This window comes from Pseudomonas sp. NPDC089569 (assembly GCF_050280625.1).
GTDB lineage: Bacteria > Pseudomonadota > Gammaproteobacteria > Pseudomonadales > Pseudomonadaceae > Aquipseudomonas.
Window position 1 is genome coordinate 1 of the sequence record NZ_JBNNVQ010000063.1, and the last position, 19,380, is coordinate 19,380.

At 61.8% G+C, this 19,380-nt stretch carries 18 protein-coding genes and 2 pseudogenes; 5 read left to right on the top strand and 15 right to left on the bottom strand.

What is annotated here, in order from left to right; translation table 11 throughout:
• Positions 1 to 152: pseudogene (locus ACQKP2_RS21335) on the top strand (DJ-1/PfpI family protein); the annotation flags it as partial.
• Positions 153 to 473: 321 nt separating this feature from the next.
• Here ACQKP2_RS21335 and ACQKP2_RS21340 read toward each other — a convergent pair.
• Entirely contained in the window at positions 474 to 962 is a 489-nt protein-coding gene (locus ACQKP2_RS21340) for an SRPBCC family protein (protein WP_427579219.1), read from the bottom strand.
• A 156-nt stretch (positions 963 to 1,118) separates the two neighbouring features.
• Here ACQKP2_RS21340 and ACQKP2_RS21345 point away from each other — a divergent pair, with 156 nt between their 5' ends.
• Positions 1,119 to 1,523, top strand: coding sequence for a lysozyme inhibitor LprI family protein (locus tag ACQKP2_RS21345; protein WP_427579221.1), 405 nt, complete (start codon positions 1,119 to 1,121; stop codon positions 1,521 to 1,523).
• A gap of 120 nt (positions 1,524 to 1,643) precedes the next feature.
• Here the strand turns inward: ACQKP2_RS21345 and peaD are convergent, their stop codons facing one another.
• The 4 genes from peaD to peaA all read right to left on the bottom strand — a co-directional run bounded on the left by peaD (position 1,644) and on the right by peaA (position 6,221).
• Entirely contained in the window at positions 1,644 to 2,762 is a 1,119-nt protein-coding gene (gene peaD, locus ACQKP2_RS21350; RefSeq protein ID WP_427579222.1) for a quinohemoprotein amine dehydrogenase subunit beta, read from the bottom strand.
• A gap of 38 nt (positions 2,763 to 2,800) precedes the next feature.
• Positions 2,801 to 3,124, bottom strand: a complete 324-nt coding sequence (gene qhpC, locus ACQKP2_RS21355; protein WP_008016081.1) for a quinohemoprotein amine dehydrogenase subunit gamma — start codon at positions 3,122 to 3,124, stop codon at positions 2,801 to 2,803.
• 1 nt (position 3,125) lies between these two features.
• Positions 3,126 to 4,559 (bottom strand): quinohemoprotein amine dehydrogenase maturation protein, encoded by a 1,434-nt coding sequence (peaB, locus tag ACQKP2_RS21360; protein ID WP_427579224.1) that lies wholly within the window; start codon positions 4,557 to 4,559, stop codon positions 3,126 to 3,128.
• Between the two features lie 81 nt (positions 4,560 to 4,640).
• Positions 4,641 to 6,221, bottom strand: coding sequence for a quinohemoprotein amine dehydrogenase subunit alpha (gene peaA / locus ACQKP2_RS21365; RefSeq protein WP_427579226.1), 1,581 nt, complete (start codon positions 6,219 to 6,221; stop codon positions 4,641 to 4,643).
• A gap of 343 nt (positions 6,222 to 6,564) precedes the next feature.
• On the opposite strand from peaA, the gene ACQKP2_RS21370 reads away from it, so the two are divergent.
• Positions 6,565 to 6,921 carry a hypothetical protein gene (locus ACQKP2_RS21370; protein WP_427579228.1) on the top strand — a complete coding sequence of 119 codons (357 nt, stop codon included), beginning with the start codon at positions 6,565 to 6,567 and terminating at the stop codon, positions 6,919 to 6,921.
• Between the two features lie 47 nt (positions 6,922 to 6,968).
• On the opposite strand, the gene ACQKP2_RS21375 is transcribed toward ACQKP2_RS21370, so the two are convergent.
• A complete protein-coding gene (locus tag ACQKP2_RS21375) occupies positions 6,969 to 7,223 on the bottom strand; it encodes a DUF1652 domain-containing protein (protein ID WP_427579229.1) in 255 nt (84 codons plus the stop codon).
• Between the two features lie 277 nt (positions 7,224 to 7,500).
• Between ACQKP2_RS21375 and ACQKP2_RS21380 the strand changes: the two genes are divergently transcribed.
• On the top strand, positions 7,501 to 8,991 hold the full coding sequence (locus tag ACQKP2_RS21380) for an aldehyde dehydrogenase family protein (protein ID WP_427579230.1): 1,491 nt from the start codon (positions 7,501 to 7,503) through the stop codon (positions 8,989 to 8,991).
• Positions 8,992 to 9,103: 112 nt separating this feature from the next.
• Here ACQKP2_RS21380 and qhpG read toward each other — a convergent pair whose 3' ends face one another.
• The 7 genes and pseudogenes from qhpG to ACQKP2_RS21415 form a co-directional block, all read right to left on the bottom strand.
• Positions 9,104 to 10,399: a flavin-dependent monooxygenase QhpG gene (gene qhpG, locus ACQKP2_RS21385; protein WP_427579232.1), complete on the bottom strand. Its 1,296-nt coding sequence runs from the start codon at positions 10,397 to 10,399 to the stop codon at positions 9,104 to 9,106.
• The gene (qhpE, locus tag ACQKP2_RS21390; RefSeq protein ID WP_427579233.1) at positions 10,396 to 11,091 is read right to left on the bottom strand and encodes a subtilisin-like serine protease QhpE; all 696 of its coding nucleotides are present in this window, start codon (positions 11,089 to 11,091) and stop codon (positions 10,396 to 10,398) included. The genes qhpG and qhpE overlap by 4 nt, the downstream gene beginning before the upstream one ends.
• Positions 11,081 to 12,799 (bottom strand): ABC transporter ATP-binding protein, encoded by a 1,719-nt coding sequence (locus tag ACQKP2_RS21395; RefSeq protein WP_427579258.1) that lies wholly within the window; start codon positions 12,797 to 12,799, stop codon positions 11,081 to 11,083. Before ACQKP2_RS21395 ends, qhpE begins: the two co-directional genes overlap by 11 nt.
• Entirely contained in the window at positions 12,799 to 14,703 is a 1,905-nt protein-coding gene (locus ACQKP2_RS21400) for a sigma-54-dependent Fis family transcriptional regulator (protein ID WP_427579235.1), read from the bottom strand. The genes ACQKP2_RS21395 and ACQKP2_RS21400 overlap by 1 nt, the downstream gene beginning before the upstream one ends.
• Positions 14,704 to 14,912: 209 nt before the next feature.
• A pseudogene (locus ACQKP2_RS21405) lies at positions 14,913 to 15,454 on the bottom strand (hypothetical protein).
• Between the two features lie 244 nt (positions 15,455 to 15,698).
• Entirely contained in the window at positions 15,699 to 15,863 is a 165-nt protein-coding gene (locus ACQKP2_RS21410; RefSeq protein WP_427579260.1) for a hypothetical protein, read from the bottom strand.
• 28 nt (positions 15,864 to 15,891) lie between these two features.
• Positions 15,892 to 16,830: a LysR family transcriptional regulator gene (locus ACQKP2_RS21415; protein ID WP_427579236.1), complete on the bottom strand. Its 939-nt coding sequence runs from the start codon at positions 16,828 to 16,830 to the stop codon at positions 15,892 to 15,894.
• A gap of 118 nt (positions 16,831 to 16,948) precedes the next feature.
• Between ACQKP2_RS21415 and ACQKP2_RS21420 the strand changes: the two genes are divergently transcribed.
• Positions 16,949 to 17,176, top strand: a complete 228-nt coding sequence (locus ACQKP2_RS21420; RefSeq protein WP_427579237.1) for a DUF2790 domain-containing protein — start codon at positions 16,949 to 16,951, stop codon at positions 17,174 to 17,176.
• 21 nt (positions 17,177 to 17,197) lie between these two features.
• Here ACQKP2_RS21420 and ACQKP2_RS21425 read toward each other — a convergent pair whose 3' ends face one another.
• Both ACQKP2_RS21425 and ACQKP2_RS21430 read right to left on the bottom strand, forming a co-directional pair.
• Entirely contained in the window at positions 17,198 to 18,067 is an 870-nt protein-coding gene (locus ACQKP2_RS21425) for a methyl-accepting chemotaxis protein (protein WP_427579238.1), read from the bottom strand.
• A gap of 17 nt (positions 18,068 to 18,084) precedes the next feature.
• On the bottom strand, positions 18,085 to 19,353 hold the full coding sequence (locus ACQKP2_RS21430; protein ID WP_427579240.1) for an OprD family porin: 1,269 nt from the start codon (positions 19,351 to 19,353) through the stop codon (positions 18,085 to 18,087).
• Positions 19,354 to 19,380: the final 27 nt, after the last annotated feature.

Sequence of the window (19,380 nt, forward strand, 5' to 3'; positions counted from 1 at the left end):
TGGAATACGCACCCGCCCCGCCGTTCCAGGCCGGCAGCCCGGAAACGGCGCCAGCCCATATCCTGGAGGAGGCCCGCAAACGCGCCGCCGGATCGTCGAGACAACGGGCACAAATCACCGAGCGAGCGGCAGCGAAACTCGACCGGCATTGACAAGGTGGCCACGTGATCGGGGTTCATGCAGCCAGAGTTTTTCATGCGCCCATAAAAAAACCCGCCGAAGCGGGTTTTTCCAAGACCATTACGACTCCCTGTCGTCAGCACTCCATGCAAATGGCCGATCATCCATGATCCTGAGCACTCCCTGTGCGTCAGTGGATGGGGCCAGAATACGCATCGGATCCAATCCGCAAAAGACGACATAGTTGTTACCGCGTGTAAGACATTCGCTATGGCACCCCTTCCGAAAACCCTTAGATGCCACCGGCACTCCTGCTGGAGGCCGCGAATTTCGCGACCTCAGCCGGTTTTCAATCAGTCATTCTGGCGCTCGTGAGCTTTGGCGGTTTCGGTCAAATACTGCTCGATGTTGTTCATCTGCTCTTCCCAACCGCGACTGTCCATGCGGAATGCCTTTTCCCGGCGCACATCGGGAATGTGATCGAAACCGGACTCCGAGACCTTGAGCAGCGTGCCGCCGTCGTGATCGTCCAGCTCGAACTTCACCAGTGTGGTCGGTTCCTGGGAGTAGTCGATTTGCGGATTGACCGCGTAAGGATGCCAGCGAAACGAAAACAATCGCTCCGGTTCGACCCGCTCCACCAGCACGTTCCAGCGCAAATGTTCGTAGCCGGGGTAAGTAATCTGTCCCTGGGTCCACTCGCCGGCGACAAAACGCTTGCCCGCCAACGCCACGCCAAACCACTTTCCGAACTCTTCGGCATTGGCCAGTACGCGCCAGACTTGCGAACGCCTGGCCTTGAGCACGATTTTCCTTTCGATGCGATCTGATGCTGGGTTCATAAGTCACCTCCTGTAATGAACAGTAGGCCTGTAAGACCACATGTCCAGTGCAAAAGTTGTATATCCCGGGTACCAGCTGTCGTAATCGCGACCTTGGTATCGTTGCTGACTTGGCTACACTGCCCCGAATTGCCCCTTTTACAGTGAGTTTCCCCCATGCACCCACGCTTGCTTCTGGCGCTGACGCCTTTGCTGTTCACTTCCATGGCCCATGCTGCCGAGGACTGCGATAACGCCACCGACCAGGCCACGATGAACCAGTGTGCGTCGCAGCAGTATGCGGCGGCGGACAAGGAGTTGAATGCGCTGTACCAGCAGATCACCAGCCGGCTCAAGGGTAACCCCGACGGCAAGAAATTGCTGTTGGGGGCGCAGCGTTCGTGGATTGCCTTTCGCGATTCCGAGTGCAAGTTCTCGGCATCCGCGGTGGAGGGAGGCAGTGTGTACCCGCTGATCTATGGCAATTGCGTGACGCAATTGACCAAGGCGCGGGTGCAGACGTTCAAGACGTACCTGAAATGCCAGGAGGGGGATTTGAGTTGCCCGGTGCCGGGGGTTTGAGGGTCTCTTCGCTTGTAGGAGCGAGGCTTGCCCGCGAACCAGACGCCGCGGTTTACCTTTCGGAACCGCGTCATCGTTCTTCGCCGGCAAGCCCGGCTCCTACAGCGAAGGCGTCAGCAATTACCGGACAAACACCTGCGCCGTGGTAATCGCCATGTCCCCGCCCGGCATCTTGATGCTACCGATCTGTTTCAGGCTGTCGGCATCGAAGATCGCCACATCGTTGAAGGTCCCGGCCAGGTAGATCTTGCTGCCGTCCTTGTTGAAGGAAATGCAGTAGTAGGAGTGATCAAGCGTCGCCGACTGCAGCATCTTCTTCTGCTTGATGTCGTACTTGGCCAGGCGGTTGAGTACGCCGTACATCAGGTTCGGGTCTTTGGGCGAACGCATGCCGCTGAAGTAGATTTCCGTCAGGGGGCCGAAGTCGGTGGTTTCGGTCTTGCCGGTCTTCAGGTCGATGCTGAACAGGCCATACAGGTACTCGGCGGTGGCCGGGTCCTGCTTCTTGTCCTTGAATTTCGCCGTGGTGTAGAGCAGCGAGAAGTCATGGCGATAGGTCTGCTGGTTCCACACATAAAGCACATCCGGCGCGCTGTAGTTCGGGCGCTTCCAGTGACGGCTGGGGATCAGCACGTCGAACTTGCCGGTCTGCACATTGACCTTGTAGATGTCCGCACCGGCCACATACAGGGTCCCGTCGTCACCGCTTTGCATGATGGTCAGCTGGCGTGGCGCCGGGAAGCTGCGCACGGGTTTGGCATCCATGCCGGCGTTGGTGGCGTACACATCAAGACGAGGTTGCTGCACTTCGTAATGATCGTTGAGCATCAACGTCGGGTTGGCGATGGTGAACAGTTCCTTGCCATCGTGACTCAAGGTGAAGGCGAACATCGAACGCGCCTTCTCTCCCGGCTTCTGGGTGATGCTGGCGTGGAACACCTGTTTGCAGTTGTCCAGCTCGACGCCATAGACATCGGCATAGTGATTGTTCAACACATAGGCGGTCTTGCGGTCCGGCGACAACTGCACGGTGCCGGGACCGAAGGCGTCCGGCATCTTGCAGGTCTTGAACAGGCTGTCGGTGGCCAGGTCGATCACGTTCAGGTTGTTCGGATAATTGGTGGTCAACATGTATTCGTGACCGTCTTGCAGCGCGGTGTTTTCATCGGCCAGAACAGTGAATGAACAGGCACTCAGGACGGCGAGCGCGGCCAGGCCGCAGGCTTTCTTGTTACGCATGCTGGAATCCTTCTTCTTGTACGTGGCGTTCAAAGGCATCACTTGTCTTTCGGGAAGACAGTGCCCAGGTTGCGCCAGTTGTCGTTGGAGGCTTGTGCATCCTTGTTCCAGTCCGGGTAGGTGCTCATCATGTCCGGCACCTGGGCCGGCCACCAGCAAGGGTCGGAGCAACCGTACAGGTCGGCCTCCATCGGCTGGCACAGCGACGACACACCGCCGAACGCATCGATTTCCCAGCCCGGGTCGGTGGTCGAGGCGCACCCCGCCACGGAGCTCATGGCCACCACTTCTTCGATGCGGTTTTCGTCCGCGGCCTGATCCAGCTTCAACGCTTTGTTATTGATTGCCTTGAGATGTTTCATATCAGTGAGCCTTGCGCGGAGTGATGTAGCTGCTGATGAACGCAGGGTTATTGGCCATGATCCGGGTGTAGACCTCGATGCCGAAATCGACCCAGTCACGCATCAGTTCGCAATAGTGATAAGTGGGGTGAGCCGGATCGCCGTACCGCGCGTAGCTCTCGTGGTAGCAGCCGCCGGAACACAGGTTGCGGATCCGGCAGTCGTTGCAACCGGTGTTGGTACGGTCCAGGCGCTGGGACAGGAAGTCGTTCAACTCCATCTGCTTCACGCCGCCACTGTTGACGTTGCCGAAAGTCGGCATCGATGAACCGGTGAAGCGGTGGCACAGGTTCAACTCGCCCTTGTGATCGACCGCCAGCATCTTCAGGCCCGCGCCGCATGGCAAGGCCTTCTTGTGGCCTTCGTGGATGTCGGTAATCAACTGGTGCAGGTTGGAGAAACCGATGTTGCGGTGCTCCAGCGCCGCCTCAAGGTAACGCCGGCCGAGTGCCTTCATGTTGGCGAATACCTGCACCAGTTCTTCGCTGGTGAGGTTGAAGCTGGTGATGTCGCCGGAGGTCACCGGGGCAAAACCGACTTCGGCGAAGCCCAGTTCGTTGAACAGGTGATCCCAGATGGTTTCGACGTCGGTGACACCGGTGGTCAATGTCACCCGCGCGCCGATCGGGCGGCTGTTGTAGCGCGACAGCAGCATTTCGGCCTTGCGCCGTACCACGTCATAGGTGCCCTGCCCGCCCACGGTAATACGGTTGCGGTCGTGCACGGTTTTCGGCCCGTCGATGCTCACCGACAAACCGAAACGGTGGGCATTGAGGTAGTCCACGGTCTCCTCGGTGAGCAGCGTGGCGTTGGTGGTCATGACGAACTCGACGAACTTGCCCGCCTCGCGAAAACGCTTCTCGCAATAATCGACCATGTACTCGATCAGCTTGCGATTGCTCAGCGGTTCGCCGCCGAAGAACACCACCGTGAAACGCTCCTCGTCCGGGGATTCCTTGAGCAGCATTTCCACCGACGCGATGGCGGTCTCGACGTCCATTTTCTTGCCGGCCGAAGGCTTGTCGAGGTCTTCCTTGTAGCAATAGGTGCAGCTCAGGTTGCAGCCGGTATTGACGTTCAGCACCACGGTATTGATCGCGGTACGCTCGACGCGTTTGGTGGCGATGTCCGGCGTCAGCGGCGAGCCGTCGCTGACCAGTTCCAGGGCCATCAACTCACGCAGGGTTTCGTTGATTTCCTCGCCGTTGAAACGCGCGGCCAGGCGCTGGACCAGGTCATCCGACGTACAACCGGGGCCACGCAAGGTGTCGATGATGGAGCCCGTCAGTTCATCGCTGGCGAACAGCGAACTGCTGGGGATGTGAAACAGCATGCGGTCGGCATCGACCCGCACTTCGTGCAGGTTGCGTTCGACCAGATTCAAGATAGCGCCCATGGCAAACCTCCTGTGCAAACCCCGGTCGCGGGGTCTGCGCTCATTCCGAAAAAGTGTCTGTAACCCTTGAAACCAGACGCATCACGGAATGGGTGGATTGTTCCAGCGTTGCACGGTCACGATCATGTGGCCTTCGCCGGTCAGGGACTTGCCTGCGTCGTCGACGGCGGCGATCACCTTGAGGTTGCCGGCATTGTTGGTGGACATCTTGCGCGCCGGGTTCGGCCCGGCATCACCCGGTGTGAACACGCCGGCGTCGGCCCGCATGGTGCCGGCGAACTTGACGTCCTCGTCTTCCTTGGCGCGGTCGTCGAAGGCCTCGACCTTCCACTGCGCCGGGAACACGCCGATGCGGTACGGCTTGCCGTCAGTGCCCTTGCCCCAGGCTTCCGCGTCGAAACGGCCCTGGACCTTCGGCGTCGAACCACCGCCCTCGCCGATGCGCGCCACCGAGAATTCCGGCACGACCTTGACCGCATCGATCTTGCTGTAGACCGACAGGCTCGGGCCTTTCAGGGTGCCGACTGAGACTTCATGCATACCCGGCTGGGCATTGGCGGCGGCCTTGAGTTTGACCTTGATACGCTGCGGACTCTGCTCGAGCACTTCGACCACTTCAATGCCTTTGCCGAAGTTCGGCTTGCCATTGAGGCCGCTGCCGATCAGGGTCACTTCCGTCTCGCTGCCAGCCTTCAGGTAGCCCGGCTGCACCGCCAGCAAACGGTTGGAACCTTGTTTGGCGGCGACGAAATCAAGCCCACGCTCATCGTGTTCGGCCTCGAACATCCGGCCCTGCATGGCGTTGCCCTGGGCGGCGAACACCTGGCGCATGGTCACGCCGTCGATGCTGACGTTACCGCGCCATTCGTAGCCGGTGTAGAGAATGGCACTGCCGTCGCCATTGAACGGACTGCCGTCGGCGTACTGGCCCTTGACGCTGACCTTGAAGGTGTCGCCACTGTCGGCGCTGACGCTCATCACACCGGCGAGTTCGCCTTTGCCCGGCATGTGCCCGCTGAAGCTCCACTCCCCGACCAGTGCATCGGATTTCGGCGCGACGCTCTGCCATTTCTTCCACGCCGGGTTATCCAGCGCATAGCGCTTGGCCAACATCGGCACCATCTCTTTGCGAGCGATATCGAACCAGTCGCGGTCGCGGGCCAGGGCCTGGTATTCCAGCGACGGCCATTGGCCGAGGTGGAAGTTCACCAGACGCTCCCATTCCTGGGCCGGACGACGTTGCAAGGCGACCCGTGCACCGGAGTGACAACGGCCGCACATCTGGCTGGTCTTCTCGTCGAACTGCTCGACAGTGTTGAGCCGGCGCTCCATGGCATAACGCACGCCATCGGTCTCGCTCGGCGCCAGGCCCTGGGTATCGGCCAGGTACTTGACCAGCGTCCGGCGGTCCTCATCGCTGATCTGCAAACCGTGCATGGTCTGCATCCGCGCGATGCTCATCAGCCAGCCTTCCGGCGTCTTGCGCTGGTGGCTGATGCGGCTCAGGGCGTTATCGGCTTCGGGGGTGTGACAGCCCTGACAGGTTTCCTTGAGGATGGTCTGGGCGTCTCGGGCTGCCAGGCTGTAGGGCGAATGCAGCGCTACGCAAGCGGCCACGGCCAGCAGGCTGGCGCTCATGCCTGATCGGAGTTTTCTCTTCATCAACGTCGAACCTCGCACGGTGCGTTCTTATTTTTGTGGCTTATCGTTTTTTTTGGTTTCTACCGCCAACGGCGAACCGCTGACGGAGGCAAGAGAAACGTCTGCGATGAGCAATACACGGAGCGTGCCAGCTTGCCGATAAGCTTTTTAATCAATCACTTGCGTTGATTTGCCTGCATTGAGCCATGCCAGGACGCGGTTGCCGACGTCTAATATCGCGACAGCTGTAGCAGTGTGAGACAGCATAGTCGCCCCGTCGCAACAGCTCATCGCCCGCCCATTGACGCCCCTGCAGGTCAGGTGCGAAATGGTGTTTCACCGTTTGCCGGACAGGGGAAGAACAATGGCAAGCATCACTGTCCTGGCGGGGGACTTTCTGCAAGGTGACGGAGATTATCGGGAAGGTGTTCTCACCCTCAGAACACCGTTGTACCCGTGGCCCGGCCTTAAGCTCCCGTTGAGGAAATTCCGACACCTCGAAGTGGCCAACGAGGAATCGTTCAACAACATCCAGCAAGCCATCGGCTACGGTGTGGCGGGCGCCATGCTGCTTGGGCCGATCGGCGCATTCGCCGGGCTCATGCTGGCGCAGAAGGAAACCGAAGTGACCTTCATGGCGACACTCAAGGATGGGAGGAAATTGCTGGCCTGCGCAGATGGCGACACGTTCGATGAAATTAGCCGAAAAATGGCGTCATGAGCCATAGAGGCAAGCCGCACCACCGACGTGGCGCGGCTTGCGAAGACTCAGTGGAAGATCGTTGGCTGAGCGCCCTTTTGGGATTCGATCTGTTCTCTCATTTGTGCCACCAGTGTCGCGATCCCGTGAACGGTATCCAGCTTCCACAACGGTATGTGGGTAGCGACCAGGTCGACATGGCCGGTCATGCAATCGCAGACCCGGATGGTCAGGGACTGATCCGGCGCCATGCTGCACGTGCAGACCGAAGGTAGAAAGCAACGCTCAATAATGCTTTGAATCTCAAGAGGTGAAAGGTTCATTGCAACCTCCCTCGCGCCAGAAGTGATGCCGGGAAAACGGTCCCTCATTCACCCACCGAACCAGAAAATTCTAATCCTCGCCAAGGGGCGTCTCAAGATTGCGCGCCGGCTGTTCGTCGTCTCACCGACTGTCGCGATTTGCGACACCCCCATGGGTCACCGATTTGCCGCGGCATCAGGATAAACCCCCGCCCGCCAAGGGCCAACCGGCCTTGAGCGGCACTTGGCACAGCCATTGCGAAAGCCCTGTCATCACGAACAACAAGAGGCCTCGCCAATGTCGCTCCCAAACCTGCTTCCCGCCACTACGGCATTTATCCAGCGCGCCCCGCGCATGCTTATCGGCGGCGACTGGGTCGAGGCCGCCGATGGCCAGACCATGCCCCTGCATAACCCGGCCACCGGCCAGGAGTTATGTGTGGTGCCGCGCGCCACGCCGGACGATGTCGACCGTGCCGTGCTCGCCGCCCGCCAGGCGTTCGATGACTCGGCCTGGACCCGCACCCGTCCCCGCGAGCGGCAGAACCTGTTGTGGAAACTCGCCGACCTGATGCAGCGCGATGCCGAGGTACTGGCGCAACTGGAATGCCTGAACAACGGCAAAAGCGCCGCCGTCGCCCAGGCGATGGACGTGCAACTGGCCATCGACTTCCTGCGCTACATGGCCGGTTGGGCCACCAAGATCGAAGGCTCCACGGTCGATGTGTCGGCGCCGCTGATGCCCAACGATCAATTCCACAGTTTCATCCGTCGCGAAGCGGTGGGCGTGGTCGGTGCCATCGTCGCCTGGAACTTCCCGTTGCTGCTGGCCTGCTGGAAACTCGGCCCGGCTCTGGCCACCGGTTGTACCGTGGTACTCAAGCCTGCCGACGAAACCCCGCTGACCGCGCTGAAGCTGGCCGAACTGGTGCTGGAGGCGGGTTACCCCGAAGGCGTGTTTAACGTGGTCACCGGCACCGGCATCACCGCAGGCTCCGCCCTGACCCACAACCCGCTGGTGGACAAGCTGACCTTCACCGGCTCCACCGCCGTGGGCAAGCAGATCGGCAAGATCGCCATGGACTCCATGACCCGGGTCACCCTGGAGCTGGGCGGCAAATCGCCGACGATCGTCATGGCCGACGCCGACTTGCCGAGCGCCGCCGCCGGTGCCGCCAGTGCGATTTTCTTCAACCAGGGCCAGGTCTGCTGCGCCGGTTCGCGCCTGTACGTGCAGCGCAAGCATTTCGACAATGTGGTGGCGGACATCAGCGGCATCGCCAACGCCATGAAGCTCGGCAACGGCCTGGACCCGACTGTAGAAATGGGCCCGCTGATCTCGGCCCGCCAGCAGGAACGCGTCTACGGCTATATCGAGAAGGGCCGGGAAAGCGGCGCGACCATCGCCTGCGGTGGCGAACAGTTCGGGCCGGGTTATTTCGTCAAGCCGACGGTAATCGTCGACGTCGATCAAAAGCACTCGCTGGTGCAGGAAGAAATCTTCGGCCCGGTGCTGGTGGCGATTCCGTTCGATGATGAAGCCGATGCGCTGCGCCTGGCCAATGACAGCCCTTACGGCCTGGGCGCGAGCATCTGGTCCAACGACCTGGCCGCGGTGCACCGGATGATTCCACGGATCAAGTCGGGTTCAGTGTGGGTCAACTGCCACAGCGCCCTGGACCCGGCACTGCCGTTCGGCGGCTACAAAATGTCGGGGGTTGGGCGTGAAATGGGCCATGCGGCGATCGAGCATTACACCGAGTTGAAGTCGGTGTTGATCAAGTTGTAATAGACGGCGTCCCCCAGGCCGCCATCGCGAGCAGGCTCGCTCCCACAGGAGAACGCATTCCAATGTGGGAGCGAGCCTGCTCGCGATGAGGCCGGATCGAACGATACAAAACTCAGGGCTTGAAACCTTGAGCCAGCAACCAACTCCTGACCATCCGCCCCTGCTCCACCGTCAACCCCGCCAACACCTGCCCGGCCGGCTCGTTGCGCAACCGCCGCACCAACGGCGCCAGTTCAACCCCCTGCACATGCCAGATCCCCAACGGCTGGTCCGCAGTGATCACCACCTCGGCCTCATCGACAAAGCCATCGCGCAGCACCGGTGCACGATCGATCCTGAGCCTGGCGAAGTCCGCTTCGGCATGGGCCACTTGCGCGTCCGGCCACTGCCGTCGGGCCTGCCAGAACGGCTGATCGAGCCAGCGTTGCTCGTCGGCGTAAAAGTCCCGGCCGATGCGTGCAAAGCGCAAAAACAATTGCTCTACCCGCTGCTGATGAAACCGCTGCGCCAGCGCCGCACGCTCGGGTTTGCACAGCAGCGTGTTGATCACCGTGGGCGCTTGCAAGGCCGAGGACAGGGACTGAAAGATGCCGTTGCCCGACAACGGGTCCACCGCCATCGCTGCGTCACCGACTCGAATCCAGTCGTCACCGCACACCTGCGGACTCAGGATCGCCGTACTGCTGCGGGCATGCAGCTGCAGATCGACTTCTTCTTCGGCACCGAAAAAACGGCGTGCCACTGCTGAATCCCGCCGCCGTTGCCGACAATGTTCGAGCAACATCGCCTTGCCCGGCAGCTCGGCACTGGCCACGTCCACCGTCCATTGCCAGTAGCACTGGCCGTCGGCCCTGCGCGCCATCCACGCCCAGCCATCGGCGAGGCTTTCCACAGCACTGGCGGTGTCGCCCGGCGTACCTTGCCAGCGATTGAGCAGGCTGACCGTTTCCGGCCCGCGCAGGCCCCTGCCGATGGCGGGTGCCTGGCGCCCCCGGGCCTCCACCAGAAAGTCCGCGAGCAGTGCTTGACGCCCCTCGAGCTCGATTCGATGTCCGCCCGCGCAGGGTTGTACCGCCAGCACCCGGCCTTCAATCAGCTCAACACCGGCCAGGCTCAAGTCCTCGCGCAGGCCACGATCGAACGTCGGGCGATCCAACAGAAACTCGACATTCTGCGCATGCTGCTCGCCGTTCCAGTTCACCTGGCGCTGGGAGGGCAGCGCCGCTTGCGCCAGCGCATGATGCAGGCCGGTCCCTCGTAGCGCCTCCAGCACTCGCTGGGAAACGCCTTCGAGCGCGGCAAAACGGCGCCACTCGCTGACCAGCGTCACGGCATAACCCAGTCGCCGCAAGCCAAGGGCCACCGCCGCGCCAGCCGGCCCGGCACCCAAAACCGCGACAGTCGTCATGGCCCGAAGCGCCGTTCAGGGCCGCGGTAACGCGCGTTCTGCCGCAGCCAGTCGATGATCTGCACGTTGCTCACCTCAGGCTGTAGCGCCAGCAGCGCCGCTATGTGCCCGCTCAATGCCGCGCATCCGAGACTGGCACCCGACTGGCCCGGATAGGTACCGTGCACGCACGCTGCAAAATCGGCCTGGGCACTGTTGAGCCATGACCACTCGGGTTCGGCGCAGCGCGCATCGCCGGTGACCCGCAGCACCTGTGGATAATTCGCCGGGTACACACCTTCACCCTGGGCCGGGCTGGACGCGCAGAGCAATACACCCTTCGCTACAGCCGCCGCGCAGGCTGCGCGCAACAGGCTGCGATCCTGACGTAAACCCAGGCTCAGATTGATCAGGCGCACATCCTGCGCCACCAGCCAGTCAATCGCCGATGCGATCTGCAAGGCACTGGTGACGCCGCGCTGGTCGAACACCTGGGCCACGCAAAACAGCGCCGAGGGCGCACGCCGGCCGATGGCATCGATCACGGCACTGCCGTGCCCCAGCGGATCGTCGCGCAAGTCGCTTTCGGCAAGCCCTTCCTCCACCAGAGAGAAACGCCTTCCGGCGATCACCTGCCCTCGCTGCGCCGCCGAATGACCACTGTCCACCACGCCAATGCGCAACACTTGTTTTTCATGTAGCTCAGGCTTCATGCAACACCGTCTTCGATACCAGTACGCCGTCGAGCAATTCGAAGCGCAGATCGGCATCGGCCAGGGTCGAGGGCCGATGGCTGATCAGAATTCGCGTGCGCCCGGCAAACAACCGGTCGATGGCCTCGATCACTTCACGCTCGGTGGCCTCATCCACTGCCGAAGTGGCTTCGTCGAGCACCAGGATCAAGGGGTCCTGCAACAACGCGCGGGCAATGGCGATGCGCTGTTTCTGTCCACCCGACAATTGTTGACCACGCTCGCCCAGCGGGCTGTCCAGACCTTCGGGCAAGGACGCGATCAGGCTGTCGAGTTGCGCCAGCCGCGCCACTTCGGCGACGGCCTCGCGGCTGGCATCCGGCACGGCATACGCCAGATTGTCGGCAAGGCTGCCGCGAAACAGCACGATGTCCTGGCTGACCACGGCAATGCGCCGGCGCAGCTGGAACAAGTCCAGTTCTCGCACGTCCACCTCGCCCAGCAGCACACGCCCGGACTGTGGATCGTGATGACGTTGCAGCAGGTCGATCAGGGTCGATTTGCCCACCCCGGAGCCGCCGCTCAGCGCCACCTTCAAGCCATAGGGAATCCGCGCCTCGATACCGCGCAAGGTGCTCGAACGCCCCGGATGACTGAAGTGCACGTCATCGAAACGCAGCTCGCCGCACGTCGGCATCGGCTGTGGCGACTCTGGCGATAGCACGGTCGGTTGTTCACCGCGCAACTCCATGACACGCCCGAGGCTGACGGTCATACGCTGAACCGCCACATAGAGACCGAGCAAACTCTGGACCGGCCCGACCGCCATGCCCAGGTAAGTGGAAAACGCGATCAATGCACCCAATTGCCAGGTGCCCTGCACCACCCAGTAACCGCCGATCAGAAACGCACAGGCGCGGGACAATGAGGTCAGCGTGCCCGGTACGGCCTGGGTGAAAAACTCGGTGACTTGCAGACGCAGCAACTGGCTCATGTAGCCCTGGCCCAGGGTCTCCAAACGCCGTGCTTCACGTTGTTGCTGGCCGGCGGACTGAATGAACTTCATCACCGGCAGCGTTTCGACCATGAACGACGACATGTCCGCCGAGCGTTCGCGCAATTGCCGCACATCACGCTCGACCTTGCGCCGCATCCAGCGCAGCCAGAGCACGTCGAGTGGAATCAGTACCAGCGCCAGCAACGACAATTTCCATGACAGGGTCAGCAGCATCGCCACCGCCACCACCAGGCCGATCACACTGGACACCGCCGAGAACAGCGAGTCCACGGCAAAGCGCTGGATTTCGGCGACGTCGCCATCCAGACGCGACATCAGATCACCGATGCGCCGCTGGCCGTAGAAGCTCGGCGACAAGGTTTGCAAATGCCGGTAGAGGTCATCGCGCAGGGCAAACAGCATGCGTCCGGACAGGCGTGTATGCAGGTAACGGTTGATCCCCGAAAGCGCCGTGCCCAGCAACCCGGCGACAATCATCAGCCCGGCGATCAGCACCAGCATCGGGAAGTTGCGCGCCAGCAGGCCATCGTCGATCAACAACTTGGTCAGCCAGGGTTGCACCAGCACCAGCGCCGACGCGCAGACCGACAGCCCCAACAGACCGGCAATCGCCAGTCGATGGGGCCGTACGAAACCGTAGAGCCAGTGCAACGACGATTGCAGGGCTTCAGGGTTCTGGCTGTCGATCAGCCGAACAATCAGGCGCCGGATCATGGGCGCAACTGTTTGAGTTTGCGATACAGGGTCGCGCGACTGATGCCCAGGGCGTCGGCGGCGGCCGAGACATTGCCCTGGTGGGTATCCAGGGACTGCCGAATCATCTCCAGTTCGTTTTCGCGAATGCTGCCGGCCTGGGGCCGTTCGGTCGCTGTCAGTTCGTCGAGCATGCTGTCGGGTAAATGGTCGATGGTCAGGACCGTTTCCCCCGGTTCGCGCATGGCCAGCGCCGTGCGCAATACCATCTCCAGCTGGCGGATGTTGCCCGGCCAGTGGTAGGCGCCGAGCAAACGGCTCAAGTCATCGTGCAGCACCACGCCGGGGGCGTTGAGCCGGACCAGCAGACGCTCGACCAGCGCACCGAAATCTTCCCGTTCGCGCAAGGCCGGGAGCATCACGCTGATGCCGTTGACCCGGTAGAACAGGTCCTCGCGAAATTGCTTGTCCTCCACCAGACGCTTGAGATCGCGGTGGGTGGCGCAGATCAGCGCGACGTCGATGTCCTGTTCTTCGCCGGCGCCCAGCGGGGCGACCTTGCGATCCTGCAACACCCGCAGCAACCGGGCCTGCAAGGCCAGCGGCATGTCGCCGATCTCATCGAGAAACAACGTGCCGCCGTGGGCCTGTTGCAGGCGACCGATCATGCCGCCCCGGCGCGAACCGGTGAATGCGCCTTCGCGGTAACCGAACAGTTCGGACTCGATCAGGCCTTCGGGAATGGCCGCGCAGTTCACCGCCACGAAGGGTTTGTCGCAGCGACTGCCGGCCATGTGCAGGGCACGGGCGATGACTTCCTTGCCGGTACCGGTTTCCCCCAGCAGCAACACCGGCAGTTCATTGGCCAGGCCTTGCCGGGCCATGCGCAACGCACGGGCGTAGCGGACATTGCTGCCCGCCAGTGATTCGAGATCCGGTTGTGCCTTGGCGGTTTTTGCCGGGGCGCGCGCCGGGGTGCCAACGTTGAGGGTTCGCTGCGGCGCGCGCAGGGTTTTGTAGAAGAACTCGCCTTTGGCGGTCTGCAGGCTGCCGGCACCGCCCTGATGCAGACGTGCCAGGAGTTGCAGGCCATCGACGCCCAGGAACTCCTCGCAACGCCGCCCCACCAATGCCGAACGTTCGGCATGCAGCAACTGGCAGGCCTGGGCGCTGACCGCGAGGATCTGCCCGCCCAGGCTCACCGCCAGCAGGCCTTGCCATGGGGATTCGAGGTATTGGCGGCGGCTGTGGAAGGCCAGGACGATTTCGTCCGGATAGCTGGCATTGAACACCCGGCTTTCAATTTGGCTGACCGCCATGGCCAGCAGTGCGGTACTGTCGTGGGCGCGGCCCAGCGGGCCTTCGCGGGTCAGGTCGAGCACGCCGAGGATGTCGCCCTGCGGGCAATGAATCGGCACGGAGGTGCAGGAAAAATCGGTCAGGCGATCCAGGTAATGTTCGCCGCAATCGATCAGCACCGGCCGGGCTTCCACCAGCGCGGTGCCGAGGGCGTTGGTGCCCCGCACGGCTTCGCTCCAGCAGGCCCCCAGGGTGATGTCTTGCAGGCCGCTGCCCTTGAGGCGGTCGGCGCGTCCTTCCACGGCGAGGATGGTGGCATCGGCATTGGCGAGCAGGATCAACCCTTCCTTGCCCTGACGCTCGGCCAGGTAATCGATGGCCGGCAACGCGGCGTCGATCAGCAGACGGTTGCTGGCCAGCAGCACGTCCAGCCCGGCCCCTGACTCCAGCGCCAGCTCATGCTTGGCATTGAAGTGCACGCCATGGCTGAGGCTGCGTCGCCAGGAGGCGTCGATTTCCGCCCGCAGCACGCCGTCCGGCACTTCGCCTTCCAGGTGCAGTTTTTCCCGGGCCAGCCGGGCTTCGCGATGCAGTTTGGGGGAGTTTGTTCTTATTAGCGTCATCAAGCGCTCCGGGTCGTCGCCCTGCGCCTTCAAACATCGGCGCCCTGCCGCAATCTTTACGTTAACGTCAGGGCTATGGCAAGTGCCGTAGAGCGCTTGTGTTCCGTCAGGTGGACCGGGTTATCGTTCTTCGCGGGCAAGCCTCGCTCCTACAAGAGGTTGTAGGAGCGTGGCTTGCCCGCGAAGGCGCTATCACAGACGCCGAAAAATCAGAGCTGCCACACTTGCTGCCCGACAAAAAACGCCCTGGCATTGTCCTCCAGGCTCTCTAGGTGATAGCCACCCTCCTGCACGATCAGGCACGGCAAGCCGAGGCTGCGAATCCGCTCGCCCAGCACCGCAAAGCCCTCGCGCGTCACCGCCACTTTGCTCTGTGGGTCCAGTTCGAAAATATCGAAGCCCAGCGACAACACCAGCACCTGGGCACCGAAGTCCGTCACGGCCTTGAGCGCCACCTCCAGTTGCCCGAGGAAATCGGCCTCACTGGCGCCATGGGCCATCGGCAGATTGAGGTTGAAACCCTCCCCCGCCCCGACGCCGCGCTCATCGGCGAACCCGGCACACCATGCACCGCCAACAGTGGGTCGAGCCCGGCATCGGCCGGCTGCTCGACCGTGAAACCCAATGCATGAGAGGCCTGCACCAGCCGCTGCGCGCGTTCGGGCACTTCCTGCGGCGTGCGCATCTGGCCGCGGGAGTAGTAGCTGCGCGGATGGTGGAGCAATTGTTCGGGGTGGAAAAAACTGCGCATGGGGTGAATACCTGTCCGTTATAGATCTCGAATCCGGCACGACCTATGTGGGAGCGAGCCTGCTCACGATAGCGGTGTGTCAAACAACTCGGGCGTCGACTGACACACCGCTATCGCGAGCAGGCTCGCTCCCACAGGGATTGCGTTTACTGAACCCTACGGGCACGAGCCAGCACGGTGTTGAGCAGGACATCGGTGCCCTGGCGCACGTCGTCGGGCAATACGTCTTCGGCTTCGTTGTGGCTCAGGCCATGCCTTCGACCCGCACGTCGAGCCAGCGAATCGCCGGACCGCCGCTGACCACGCCCATGCTTTTGGCGTTGTCTTCGAGGTTCGGCCCCTGCTCGCCGCTGGAAAGTGGCGTTCTGACTATCGGCGCCCTGCAGGCCGGGACGAAAGAAAATATCAACACTCTCTTTGGATGTTGATCTTTTTGGCTAACCCACGCCCCAGTGCCGAACATCATTCGCTGTGAGCTCATGTCCGGAAAAAAGCCCTGGCAACTCGGCCTTGAGAAAATCCACCCAGGTCCTCACCTTGGCATCCAGAAAACGCTTGGAAGGATAGAGTGCATAGACGTTCCGCTCCCGGAGCCGGTAATTGCCCAGCAAGCGCAGCAACGTGCCCTCGCGCAGCGATCGGGTTGCGGTGTAGAACGGCAGCAGGCTGATGCCCATCCCGGCCTCCGACGCATTGACCATCGCCTCGGCAACGTTGCTCTGAAAGGTCTTGCCGGGCACCACGGCGTGCTCACCCTGCTCGTCACGAAAGAGCCACTCCTCGCCGTACAACGGGTCGAGCATGCGCAGACAGCAATGTTCGTGCAGTTGTTCGGGGTGAGTCGGCAGGCCACGACGCGCGATGTACGCAGGCGACGCGCAAGGCATGCTGAAGATACGCCCTACCGCTTGGGCAACGAATTGTGAGTCCGCCAATTCCTGGGCAATGGAGATGACCACGTCGTGCCCGTCTTCAAGGGGGTCGGGGTTGCGTTGCGACAAGGTCAACTCAACCACCACGTCCGGATAGAGCTCGCAGTAGCGGGCAATGAGTGGCGTCATCAGCACGCCCAGCCCGGTCAAACAGTGCAGACGCAACCGACCAACAGGCTCCAGGTGAGCGCCACGCGCTTCTGCGGTGGCCTCGGCCATGTCGTCAAGTATTTGCCGTGCCCGCAACAGGAAGCGTTCGCCGGCTTCGGTAAGGCTCAAGCGGCGGGTGGTGCGCTGCAGCAGGCGGGCCTGCACGTGCTGCTCAAGATCGGCCACCAGCCGAGAGACTTGCGCCGTGGAAAAATCCAGCGCCTGTGCGGCGGTGGTAAAGCTGCCTGCGTCGGCTACACGCACAAATACCCGCAGGCTGTTAAGCAAGTCCATGACCCCTCCAGCGGCAACGACTGTTGCATCTGATGTAACGCTGCATCAAGTACAGCCCTCTTTATTCATACCTGTAAAAGAATAGGATTGACCCATCGAAACACCACGGAGAAAAACCATGAAGACCTTGTTAAGCGTACTGTTGGCCCTGACCACTACCGCCGTTATGGCCGCCGAAAGCAACCCGGCCACAACACCGCCATCCCTGGATATCGCCAGGATCATCTCGGTAACCGATACCTCGACTGCATGCGACGTCGTACCGGCGACCCTGGTTTACATCGACCATCAGGGTCAAACCCACCAGTTGACCTACCAGGTGATGGGTATTTGCTCGGGCGTTTGAGAGACCGGCAAGCCACGTTGTTCAGACGGCTATCCGGGTTGCCTGCAGTGCCAACTCATGCAAACTGGCCAAGCGCTGCATGATGCGTTCGACCACTTCCAACCTGGCGACCGCACCGCTGCGTAACTCTCCCATCGACTGCAACGCGACCTCGGCCTTGTCCAGGCCCAGACGCGTCGAATCGGTAAGCTGTTCAAGACCCTGACGGGCATCCTGTGCCGACTTTTCCAGGCCTGTGGCGATCTGCCGGATCTGCGCACTGGAGTCCGCTGCCTGGCGCGACAGATTGCGCACCTCGTCCGCCACCACCGCAAAACCCCGGCCATGATCACCGGCCCGTGCAGCCTCGATCGCGGCATTGAGCGCCAGCAGGTTGGTCTGTCGTGCGATGTCCTGGATGCTGCCGACAATCGCACCGATGCGTACCGACTGGCTGCCCAACTCATCGAACACCTGATCCAGGCGCTGCAGATACTGATCAAGGTCCCCAAGCACGGCAGCCGAAGACTGCATGCTCACGGCACTGTCCTGTACCCGCTCGCCCGCACCAAGCGCCAACTGATTGGCAAAGCGCATGTCGTCTTCAGTTTGCTGCACCACTTGAGTCAAGTGTTCGAGTGCCGCCTTCACTTGAGCGCCCGGCCAAGCGGGCTCGATGGGTGCCGCAGGCAGTAGCGCAACCGGCGCACTGGCAATCACCGAGTCCGGCTCCTGCTGCACGAGCACTTCAATCACCCGCACTGGCTGACGGTGATAAAGCACCGCCGCTGCCAGCAACAAGGCGTCGATGACGCCGGCATATATCAGGTGCATGCCGTTGTCGGCAGCGAGCAGCACGACTGCGCTGCCAGCTGCAACCAGGGCCAATCGCGCCCAGACTTTATTGCTCATACTCGCCTCCAGGTCACTCACAGCAGCGTCCAGGTGTAGCTCAGGATCAGCCGGTTCTCATCGATATCGGTGCGGTAGTTGGAGCGCGCCATGGCATTGCGCACCCGAACGCCAAGCCCTGCGAAGGTGCCGCTTTGCACAACATAACCGAGGTCAAGGTCACGCTCGCGGTCCTTGCCTTCAAAGCCTTTGCCGGTGTTGACGTTGTTGCCGGTGATGTAGCGCACGGTGCTGGTCAGTCCCGGCACGCCGAGGGCGACGAAATCGTAGTCGTAGCGCACCTGCCAGGAGCGCTCGTCGGTGGAGGCGAATTCATAGGTCGGTACTTCGTTGCCCAGCGGCGAGATGTTGGCAAATACCCGAGGAAATGCGCTTTCACCATAGATGCCCTGGTAGCCGATGTAGAAGCTATGGCCGCCGTGCCTGGCCGACAGCAGGGAGAAAAACGCCTGGTTATCGATGTTGCCCAGCAGCTTCTTGCCATCCTCCTTCGCGTCGAAATAGCCGAGGTTCGCGCCCAGGGTCCAACTGCCCAAGGGTTCACTGTGTTTCAGGCCCAGGAAGCCTTGCTGGTAGATGTCTTCCAGTTGCCCGTACCAGGCACTGACGCTGGTGCGTTTGTCGTTGAAGGCGTAATCGCCGCCGCCATAGTTGAAGGCGTCGCTGCTGACTTGGCGCTGAGGCACGTAGCCGAGCATGGCCTGCATTTTCTCGTCGCCGGCCTCATTGCGCAGGTGGGTGGAGCTCAGATGGCCGACTTGCAGCGTCAGGCCATTGATCTCGGCGCTGGTGATGCTCGCGCCCTGGTAACTGGGCGGCAGCAGGCGGATGTCACTGAATACCAGCACCGGCAAGTTGGGTTGCAGTTCGCCGACGCGCAGTTCGGTCTTCGAATAACGCAGCTTCAGCGTGCCTTCCAGGCGGCTGTACTCATCAGCCGCGCGGCCATCGCCCTGCACCGGTAACAGGCCGGTGTTGACTCGGTCCGGGCTGCTGTCGAGCTTGAGCCCGAGCAGGCCGATGACATCGACGCCAACGCCGATCGGCCCTTGGGTGTAACCGGACTTGGCGTTGAGGATAAAGCCCTGGGCCCACTCCTCGGCCTTCGACTGCCGGTTAGCGCCGACAATGTCCGAGTAGTCCCGGCTGAAGTAGTAATTGCGCGCCTGCAAGGTGGCAGTGGCACCCTCGATAAAACCGCCCTCGGCGGCCATCAGTTGGCTGGCACAACCCAAGGCGACAGCCATGGACAATAGTGTACGAGTTGCATGAATGGTTGGCTTCATCAGTGTGCTCTTATTGTTGTTATCAAT